Annotated in this window: 7 protein-coding genes and 1 pseudogene; all 8 read left to right on the top strand. The window is 65.8% G+C overall.

Features of this window, described 5'->3' with window-relative positions:
• Positions 1-161: 161 nt before the first annotated feature.
• Positions 162-254, top strand: a pseudogene (locus FFS27_RS33720) (SPOR domain-containing protein); the annotation flags it as partial.
• A gap of 118 nt (positions 255-372) precedes the next feature.
• A complete protein-coding gene (hslV, locus tag FFS27_RS23560; protein WP_003095852.1) occupies positions 373-906 on the top strand; it encodes an ATP-dependent protease subunit HslV in 534 nt (177 codons plus the stop codon).
• A 28-nt stretch (positions 907-934) separates the two neighbouring features.
• Positions 935-2278, top strand: a complete 1344-nt coding sequence (hslU, locus tag FFS27_RS23555) for an ATP-dependent protease ATPase subunit HslU (RefSeq protein WP_003095854.1) — start codon at positions 935-937, stop codon at positions 2276-2278.
• Between the two features lie 94 nt (positions 2279-2372).
• Positions 2373-2744, top strand: coding sequence for a gamma-butyrobetaine hydroxylase-like domain-containing protein (locus tag FFS27_RS23550; protein ID WP_003095857.1), 372 nt, complete (start codon positions 2373-2375; stop codon positions 2742-2744).
• 418 nt (positions 2745-3162) lie between these two features.
• Positions 3163-4842 carry a class II poly(R)-hydroxyalkanoic acid synthase gene (gene phaC, locus FFS27_RS23540; protein WP_021263514.1) on the top strand — a complete coding sequence of 560 codons (1680 nt, stop codon included), beginning with the start codon at positions 3163-3165 and terminating at the stop codon, positions 4840-4842.
• A gap of 152 nt (positions 4843-4994) precedes the next feature.
• Entirely contained in the window at positions 4995-5852 is an 858-nt protein-coding gene (gene phaZ, locus FFS27_RS23530; RefSeq protein ID WP_003095866.1) for a poly(3-hydroxyalkanoate) depolymerase, read from the top strand.
• A gap of 303 nt (positions 5853-6155) precedes the next feature.
• Positions 6156-7838, top strand: a complete 1683-nt coding sequence (gene phaC / locus FFS27_RS23525) for a class II poly(R)-hydroxyalkanoic acid synthase (RefSeq protein ID WP_003116130.1) — start codon at positions 6156-6158, stop codon at positions 7836-7838.
• Between the two features lie 55 nt (positions 7839-7893).
• Positions 7894-8511, top strand: a complete 618-nt coding sequence (locus FFS27_RS23520) for a TetR/AcrR family transcriptional regulator (protein ID WP_003112003.1) — start codon at positions 7894-7896, stop codon at positions 8509-8511.
• Positions 8512-8616 lie beyond the last annotated feature (105 nt).

Here is an 8616-nt window from a genome sequence, read left to right as displayed (position 1 = left end):
TTATAGAGGTTCTGTTACGTGAGGTATCACATTGACTATGCACAGGCGTATTCCAGTGCTGTCTATGCGTAGTAGATGCGTTGTCTTTTTAAGACCACGTCAACATATGGTTACTACACGTGATGTGTCGTCGGCATCGTCAGATGTGTCTAGGAGACAGGTTCAACAGCCGCGACCAGTTGTCCCAGGCGCAGAAGACACTGTCCTCCAACGGCTTCAGCAACCTGCTGTTACAGCAACGCAAGGCCCGCTGAACGCGGGCCACGCCGTGCGTTCCGACGCACGGCGGTGCGTGCGGTTGAAAAGCCGCGGATCGCCCCTATATCTCCCAGCATTCCGGGCATTCGGCCCCGCAGTGTGGAGATTTCCCCCTTGACCACCATCGTATCTGTCCGCCGCAACGGCAAAGTCGTCATGGGCGGCGACGGCCAGGTTTCCCTGGGCAACACCGTGATGAAAGGCAACGCCAAGAAGGTCCGGCGCCTGTATCACGGTCAGGTACTGGCCGGTTTCGCCGGCGCCACCGCCGATGCCTTCACCCTGTTCGAGCGCTTCGAGCAGCAACTGGAGAAACACCAGGGGCACCTGGTCCGCGCCGCCGTCGAACTGGCCAAGGACTGGCGCACCGACCGCTCCCTGAGCCGCCTCGAAGCCATGCTCGCGGTCGCCAACAAGGATGCCTCGCTGATCATCACCGGCAACGGCGACGTGGTCGAACCCGAACACGGCCTGATCGCCATGGGCTCCGGCGGCGGCTTCGCCCAGGCCGCGGCCCTGGCCCTGCTGCAGCACAACGCCGAGCTGAGCGCTCGGGAAGTCGCCGAGACCGCGCTGAACATCGCCGGCTCGATCTGCGTCTTCACCAACCAGAACCTGACCATCGAGGAGCTGGACAGCGCCGTCTGAAGCGCTCGTCCCCCGCTGGAGTAAACGAATGTCCATGACGCCCCGCGAGATCGTCCACGAACTCAACCGCCACATCATCGGCCAGGACGACGCCAAGCGCGCCGTCGCCATCGCCCTGCGCAACCGCTGGCGACGCATGCAACTGCCGGCCGAGCTGCGCGCCGAGGTCACGCCGAAGAACATCCTCATGATCGGCCCCACCGGCGTCGGCAAGACCGAGATCGCCCGCCGCCTGGCGCGCCTGGCGAACGCGCCGTTCATCAAGGTCGAGGCGACCAAGTTCACCGAGGTCGGCTATGTCGGACGCGACGTCGAGTCGATCATCCGCGATCTCGCCGACGCCGCGGTGAAGATGCTCCGCGAACAGGAGATCCAGAAGGTCAAGTATCGTGCAGAGGATGCCGCCGAAGAGCGCATCCTCGATGCCCTGCTGCCGGCCGCGCGTCCCGCCATGGGCTTCGGCGACGAGCCGGCACGCGAGGACAGCAACACCCGCCAGTTGTTCCGCAAGCGCCTGCGCGAAGGCCAGCTGGACGACAAGGAAATCGACATCGAGGTGGCCGACAACCCGGCCGGCGTGGAGATCATGGCCCCGCCCGGCATGGAGGAGATGACCAACCAGTTGCAGAACCTGTTCTCCGGCATGAGCAAGGGCAAGAAGAAGACCCGCAAGCTGAAGGTCGCCGAGGCCCTGAAGCTGATCCGCGACGAAGAGGCGGTGCGCCTGGTCAACGAGGAAGAGCTCAAGGCACGCGCCCTGGAGGCGGTCGAGCAGCACGGCATCGTCTTCATCGACGAGATCGACAAGATCGCCAAGCGCGCCAACGCCGGCGGCGCCGACGTCTCCCGCGAGGGCGTACAGCGCGACCTGCTGCCACTGATCGAGGGCTGCACGGTGAACACCAAGCTGGGCATGGTCAAGACCGACCACATCCTGTTCATCGCCTCCGGCGCCTTCCACCTGAGCAAGCCGAGCGACCTGGTTCCCGAGCTGCAGGGCCGCCTGCCGATCCGCGTGGAGCTCAAGGCCCTCAGCCCGAACGATTTCGAGCGCATCCTCACCGAGCCGCATGCCTCGCTCACCGAGCAGTACCGCGAGCTGCTGAAGACCGAGGGACTGGCCATCGAGTTCGCCGAGGACGGCATCAAGCGCCTTGCCGAGATCGCCTGGCAGGTCAACGAGAAGACCGAGAACATCGGTGCCCGCCGCCTGCATACGCTGCTCGAGCGGCTGCTGGAAGAGGTCTCGTTCAGCGCCGCCGACCTGGCCAGCGAGCATAGCGACAAGCCGATCCTGATCGATGCCGGCTACGTCAACAGCCACCTCGGCGAGCTGGCCGAGGACGAGGACCTGTCCCGCTACATCCTTTGACCACCGCCGCCGCCACGGCCAGCACCGTGGCGGCGGGCCGCGCGGTCCCGAACCGGGGTATCCTTGTACTCCGCCCTTCCGCGAGTCCGATGCGATGCGTATCCCTTCCGCCATCCAGCTGCACAAAGCCTCGAAGACCCTGACCCTGCGCTACGGCGAGGACAGCTACGACCTGCCCGCCGAGTTCCTCCGCGTTCATTCGCCCTCGGCCGAGGTCCAGGGCCACGGCAACCCGGTATTGCAGTACGGCAAGCTGAACGTCGGCCTGGTCGGCGTCGAACCCGCCGGCCAGTACGCACTGAAGCTGAGCTTCGACGACGGCCACGACAGCGGCCTGTTCACCTGGGACTACCTGTACGAGCTGGCGACCCGCAAGGACCAGCTGTGGGCCGACTACCTGGCGGAGCTGGCCAGCGCCGGCAAGTCGCGCGACCCCGACGAGTCGGTCGTCAAGCTGATGCTCTGAAGCGCCGGGCCGAGTGCCCCTTCGCGGCACACGGCATCCTGGCGATTTTTCCCCGCTGCCCCGAACGAGGGCACGTCATTTGCAACATTCGCCCCGCAGACTGCCAGACCAGACATCCGGTCGGCGCGGTCGCCACGGCGAATGTCCTACCCTGCACGGCAGCAACGCTCTAGTCCGCAGGTCGGCCGCTCGCCGGGCCAGCCACGCCGGCCACCGATGCTTCTGCCAGCTTGCACGCCAGCGGAAACTCGCGTAACCAAGGCGGTGCAGCCCCTTGTCCGGGTTCCCTTCCCTGACGTGCGTCCGCCCCGCCCTGAAACGTGCGGGTGGGCTGGTAGTCGAGCAGTAGCCGGCCGGACACCTGGTCCCCGGTTTCGTTGCGGTCCCCTGTTTCGCCTCGAACAATGGAGCGTTGCCGATGAGTCAAAAGAACAATAACGAGCTTCCCAAGCAAGCCGCGGAAAACACGCTGAACCTGAATCCGGTGATCGGCATCCGGGGCAAGGACCTGCTCACCTCCGCGCGCATGGTCCTGCTCCAGGCGGTGCGCCAGCCACTGCACAGCGCCAGGCACGTGGCGCATTTCAGCCTGGAGCTGAAGAACGTCCTGCTCGGCCAGTCGGAGCTGCGCCCAGGCGACGACGACCGGCGCTTTTCCGACCCGGCCTGGAGCCAGAATCCGCTGTACAAGCGCTACATGCAGACCTACCTGGCCTGGCGCAAGGAACTGCATAGCTGGATCAGCCACAGCGACCTGTCGCCGCAGGACATCAGTCGTGGCCAGTTCGTCATCAACCTGCTGACCGAGGCGATGTCACCGACCAACAGCCTGAGCAATCCGGCGGCGGTCAAGCGCTTCTTCGAGACCGGCGGCAAGAGTCTGCTGGACGGCCTCGGCCACCTGGCCAAGGACCTGGTGAACAACGGCGGGATGCCGAGCCAGGTGGACATGGACGCCTTCGAGGTGGGCAAGAACCTGGCCACCACCGAGGGCGCCGTGGTATTCCGCAACGACGTGCTGGAACTGATCCAATACCGGCCGATCACCGAGTCGGTGCACGAACGCCCGCTGCTGGTGGTGCCGCCGCAGATCAACAAGTTCTACGTCTTCGACCTGTCGCCGGACAAGAGCCTGGCGCGCTTCTGCCTGCGCAACGGCGTGCAGGCCTTCATCGTCAGCTGGCGCAACCCGACCAAGTCGCAGCGCGAATGGGGCCTGACCACCTATATCGAGGCGCTCAAGGAGGCCATCGAGGTAGTCCTGTCGATCACCGGCAGCAAGGACCTCAACCTCCTCGGCGCCTGCTCCGGCGGGATCACCACCGCGACCCTGGTCGGCCACTACGTCGCCAGCGGCGAGAAGAAGGTCAACGCCTTCACCCAACTGGTCAGCGTGCTCGACTTCGAACTGAATACCCAGGTCGCGCTGTTCGCCGACGAGAAGACCCTGGAGGCCGCCAAGCGTCGCTCCTACCAGTCCGGCGTGCTGGAGGGCAAGGACATGGCCAAGGTGTTCGCCTGGATGCGCCCCAACGACCTGATCTGGAACTACTGGGTCAACAACTACCTGCTCGGCAACCAGCCGCCGGCGTTCGACATCCTCTACTGGAACAACGACACCACGCGCCTGCCCGCCGCGCTGCACGGCGAGTTCGTCGAACTGTTCAAGAGCAACCCGCTGAACCGCCCCGGCGCCCTGGAGGTCTCCGGCACGCCCATCGACCTGAAGCAGGTGACTTGCGACTTCTACTGTGTCGCCGGTCTGAACGACCACATCACCCCCTGGGAGTCGTGCTACAAGTCGGCCAGGCTGCTGGGCGGCAAGTGCGAGTTCATCCTCTCCAACAGCGGCCACATCCAGAGCATCCTCAACCCACCGGGCAACCCCAAGGCACGCTTCATGACCAATCCGGAACTGCCCGCCGAGCCCAAGGCCTGGCTGGAACAGGCCGGCAAGCACGCCGATTCGTGGTGGCTGCACTGGCAGCAATGGCTGGCCGAACGCTCCGGCAAGACCCGCAAGGCGCCCGCCAGCCTGGGCAACAAGACCTATCCGGCCGGCGAAGCCGCGCCCGGAACCTACGTGCATGAACGATGAAAAGCGACCAGCCTGAAGAACTGCCGCAGGAGCGATCCGCGGCCTCCGCCGACGAAACCCCGCCAGCGCCTCCGGCGCGGCCCCGCGCCGCGCGGAAGCCGGCCAGGCCCCGTATCGCCGAGCCCGCGGCTGCGCCGCCGAGGACCCCGAGCATGCCCCAGCCCTTCGTCTTCCGGACCATCGACCTCGACGGCCAGACCATCCGCACCGCAGTGCGGCCGGGCAAGGAAGGAAGCACTCCGCTGCTGATCTTCAACGGCATAGGCGCCAACCTGGAACTGGTATTCCCCTTCGTCCAGGCGCTCGACCCGGAACTGGAGGTGATCGCCTTCGACGTTCCCGGCGTCGGCGGTTCCTCGACGCCCAGCGTGCCCTACCGCTTTCCCGGCCTGGCCAAGCTGGCGGCGCGGATGCTCGACTACCTGGACTACGGCCAGGTCAACGCGATCGGCGTGTCCTGGGGCGGCGCGCTGGCCCAGCAGTTCGCTCACGACTATCCGGAACGCTGCAAGAAGCTGATCCTCGCCGCCACTTCGGCTGGCGCGGTGATGGTGCCAGGCAAGCCGAAGGTACTGATGCGCATGGCCAGCCCGCGGCGCTACATCCAGCCCTCCTATGGCGTACACATCGCACCGGACATCTACGGCGGGGCCTTCCGCCGCGACCCCAAGCTGGCCATGGCGCATGCCAGCAAGGTGCGTTCGTCGGGCAAGCTGGGCTACTACTGGCAATTGTTCGCCGGGCTCGGCTGGACCAGCATCCACTGGCTGCATAGGATCCGCCAGCCGACCCTGGTGCTGGCCGGCGACGACGACCCGATCATCCCGCTGATCAACATGCGCGTGCTGGCCTGGCGCATTCCCAACGCCGAACTGCACGTGATCGACGACGGCCACCTGTTCCTGGTGACCCGCGCCGAATCGGTGGCGCCGATCATCATGAAGTTCCTCGCCGAGGAGCGCCGCCGCGCCGTCATGCACCCTCGTCCGTTCCTGCCCAAGACCGGCTGAACTGCTGCGCGGGCAACACCAGGGCAGCAGACACTGCTTCGTCATGGTGCAGGTGCATAGTCAATGTTCCGCAACGGCGCATGGCGCCTGGCTTCGCCGCGACAGCGCAAGCTCTGCGACGCCCCTCCCGGCGTTGTGGTACAGCGCTTGCTGCCCCACTGTCGGGCGGCATCCTCCCTGTTCAGGCAGGTGTGCGGTTCTGCCCCGGGTGAAACGGAATTCACAGGCTATAACTGAGTATTCCGAGCCAGGGGACTATCGCCCATGGCATCCAGACTGTGGTCCTACGACGGAGTGTGGTCCATGCGAGAAAAACAGGAATCGGGTAGCGTGCCGGTGCCCGCCGAGTTCATGAGTGCGCAGAGCGCCATCGTCGGCCTGCGCGGCAAGGACCTGCTGACGACGGTCCGCAGCCTGGCCGTCCACGGCCTGCGCCAGCCGCTGCACAGTGCGCGGCACCTGGTCGCCTTCGGAGGCCAGTTGGGCAAGGTGCTGCTGGGCGACACCCTGCACCAGCCGAACCCTCAGGACGCCCGCTTCCAGGATCCATCCTGGCGCCTCAATCCCTTCTACCGGCGCACCCTGCAGGCCTACCTGGCGTGGCAGAAGCAACTGCTCGCCTGGATCGACGAAAGCAACCTGGACTGCGACGATCGCGCCCGCGCCCGCTTCCTCGTCGCCTTGCTCTCCGACGCCGTGGCACCCAGCAACAGCCTGATCAATCCGCTGGCGGTAAAGGAACTGTTCAATACCGGCGGGATCAGCCTGCTCAATGGCGTTCGCCACCTGCTCGAAGACCTGGTGCACAACGGCGGCATGCCCAGCCAGGTGAACAAGACCGCCTTCGAGATCGGCCGCAACCTCGCCACCACGCAAGGCGCGGTGGTGTTCCGCAACGAGGTGCTGGAACTGATCCAGTACAAGCCGCTGGGCGAGCGCCAGTACGCCAAGCCCCTGCTGATCGTGCCGCCGCAGATCAACAAGTACTACATCTTCGACCTGTCGCCGGAAAAGAGCTTCGTCCAGTACGCCCTGAAGAACAACCTGCAGGTCTTCGTCATCAGTTGGCGCAACCCCGACGCCCAGCACCGCGAATGGGGCCTGAGCACCTATGTCGAGGCCCTAGACCAAGCCATCGAGGTCAGCCGCGAGATCACCGGCAGCCGCAGCGTGAACCTGGCCGGCGCCTGCGCCGGCGGGCTCACCGTGGCCGCCTTGCTCGGCCACCTGCAGGTGCGCCGGCAACTGCGCAAGGTCAGTAGCGTCACCTACCTGGTCAGCCTGCTCGACAGCCAGATGGAAAGCCCGGCGATGCTCTTCGCCGACGAGCAGACCCTGGAGAGCAGCAAGCGCCGCTCCTACCAGCATGGCGTGCTGGACGGGCGCGACATGGCCAAGGTGTTCGCCTGGATGCGCCCCAACGACCTGATCTGGAATTACTGGGTCAACAACTACCTGCTCGGCAGGCAGCCGCCGGCGTTCGACATCCTCTACTGGAACAACGACAACACGCGGCTGCCCGCGGCGTTCCACGGCGAACTGCTCGACCTGTTCAAGCACAACCCGCTGACCCGCCCGGGCGCGCTGGAAGTCAGCGGGACCGCGGTGGACCTGGGCAAGGTGGCGATCGACAGCTTCCACGTCGCCGGCATCACCGACCACATCACGCCCTGGGACGCGGTCTATCGCTCGGCCCTCCTGCTGGGCGGCCAGCGCCGCTTCATCCTGTCCAACAGCGGGCACATCCAGAGCATCCTCAACCCTCCCGGAAACCCCAAGGCCTGCTACTTCGAGAACGACAAGCTGAGCAGCGATCCACGCGCCTGGTACTACGACGCCAAGCGCGAAGAGGGCAGTTGGTGGCCGGTCTGGCTGGGCTGGCTGCAGGAGCGCTCGGGCGAGCTGGGCGACCCTGACTTCAACCTTGGCAGCGCCGCGCATCCGCCCCTCGAAGCAGCCCCGGGCACCTACGTGCATATACGCTGAAAGACCCGGCCCGGGCGCCTGGAGCCGGGCACCTCGATCCCCAGAAGAAGTCCGGATGAAGACACGCGACCGTATCCTCGAATGCTCGCTGTTGCTGTTCAACGAACAGGGCGAACCCAACGTCTCGACACTGGAAATCGCCAACGAACTGGGCATCAGCCCGGGCAATCTCTACTACCACTTCCATGGCAAGGAACCGCTGGTGATGGCGCTGTTCGAGCGGTTCCAGGCCGAGTTGGCGCCGCTGCTCGATCCGCCCGAGGAGGTGCGCCTGGGCGCGGAGGACTACTGGCTGTTCCTGCATCTGATCGTCGAGCGCCTCGCCCACTACCGCTTCCTGTTCCAGGACCTGTCCAACCTGACCGGGCGCCTGCCACGGCTGGCTCGCGGCATCCGTACCTGGCTCGGCGCGCTGAAGCGGACCCTGGCCACCCTGTTGGCCCGCCTAAAGACCGACCGGCAGTTGCGCAGCGATGCGCCGGCACTCGGGCAACTGGTCGAACAGATCACCCTGACCCTGCTGTTCTCCCTGGATTACCAGCGGGTACTGGGCAGCAAGGGCGAGGTGCGCACGGTGGTCTACCAGATCATGATGCTGGTCGCCCCGCATCTGCGCAGCGAGGCCCAACGCTCGGCGGAAAGCCTGGCGCAGCGCTACCTGGGACCGGAATGAAAAACGCCCGGCGAGTGCCGGGCGTGTGCGTTGCCGCCAGGACTCAGCCCTGGCTGCTCGGCGTCGCCGGAGCGTTCGCTGCCGGAGCGCTGGCAGCCGGTGTGG

This window comes from Pseudomonas sp. 2VD (genome assembly GCF_005503585.1).
GTDB classification, from domain to species: domain Bacteria; phylum Pseudomonadota; class Gammaproteobacteria; order Pseudomonadales; family Pseudomonadaceae; genus Pseudomonas; species Pseudomonas aeruginosa.
Note: the sequence above shows the minus strand (reverse complement) of the source record. Positions and strands in the feature narration are given on the sequence as shown.

Excerpts from the sequence above, each read along its gene's own strand:
- hslU (WP_003095854.1), top strand. The coding sequence starts at position 935 with ATGTCCATGACGCCCCGCGAGATCGTCCACGAACTCAACCGCCACATC.
- FFS27_RS23550 (WP_003095857.1), top strand. The coding sequence starts at position 2,373 with ATGCGTATCCCTTCCGCCATCCAGCTGCACAAAGCCTCGAAGACCCTG.
- phaC (WP_021263514.1), top strand. The coding sequence starts at position 3,163 with ATGAGTCAAAAGAACAATAACGAGCTTCCCAAGCAAGCCGCGGAAAAC.
- phaZ (WP_003095866.1), top strand. The coding sequence starts at position 4,995 with ATGCCCCAGCCCTTCGTCTTCCGGACCATCGACCTCGACGGCCAGACC.
- phaC (WP_003116130.1), top strand. The coding sequence starts at position 6,156 with ATGCGAGAAAAACAGGAATCGGGTAGCGTGCCGGTGCCCGCCGAGTTC.
- FFS27_RS23520 (WP_003112003.1), top strand. The coding sequence starts at position 7,894 with ATGAAGACACGCGACCGTATCCTCGAATGCTCGCTGTTGCTGTTCAAC.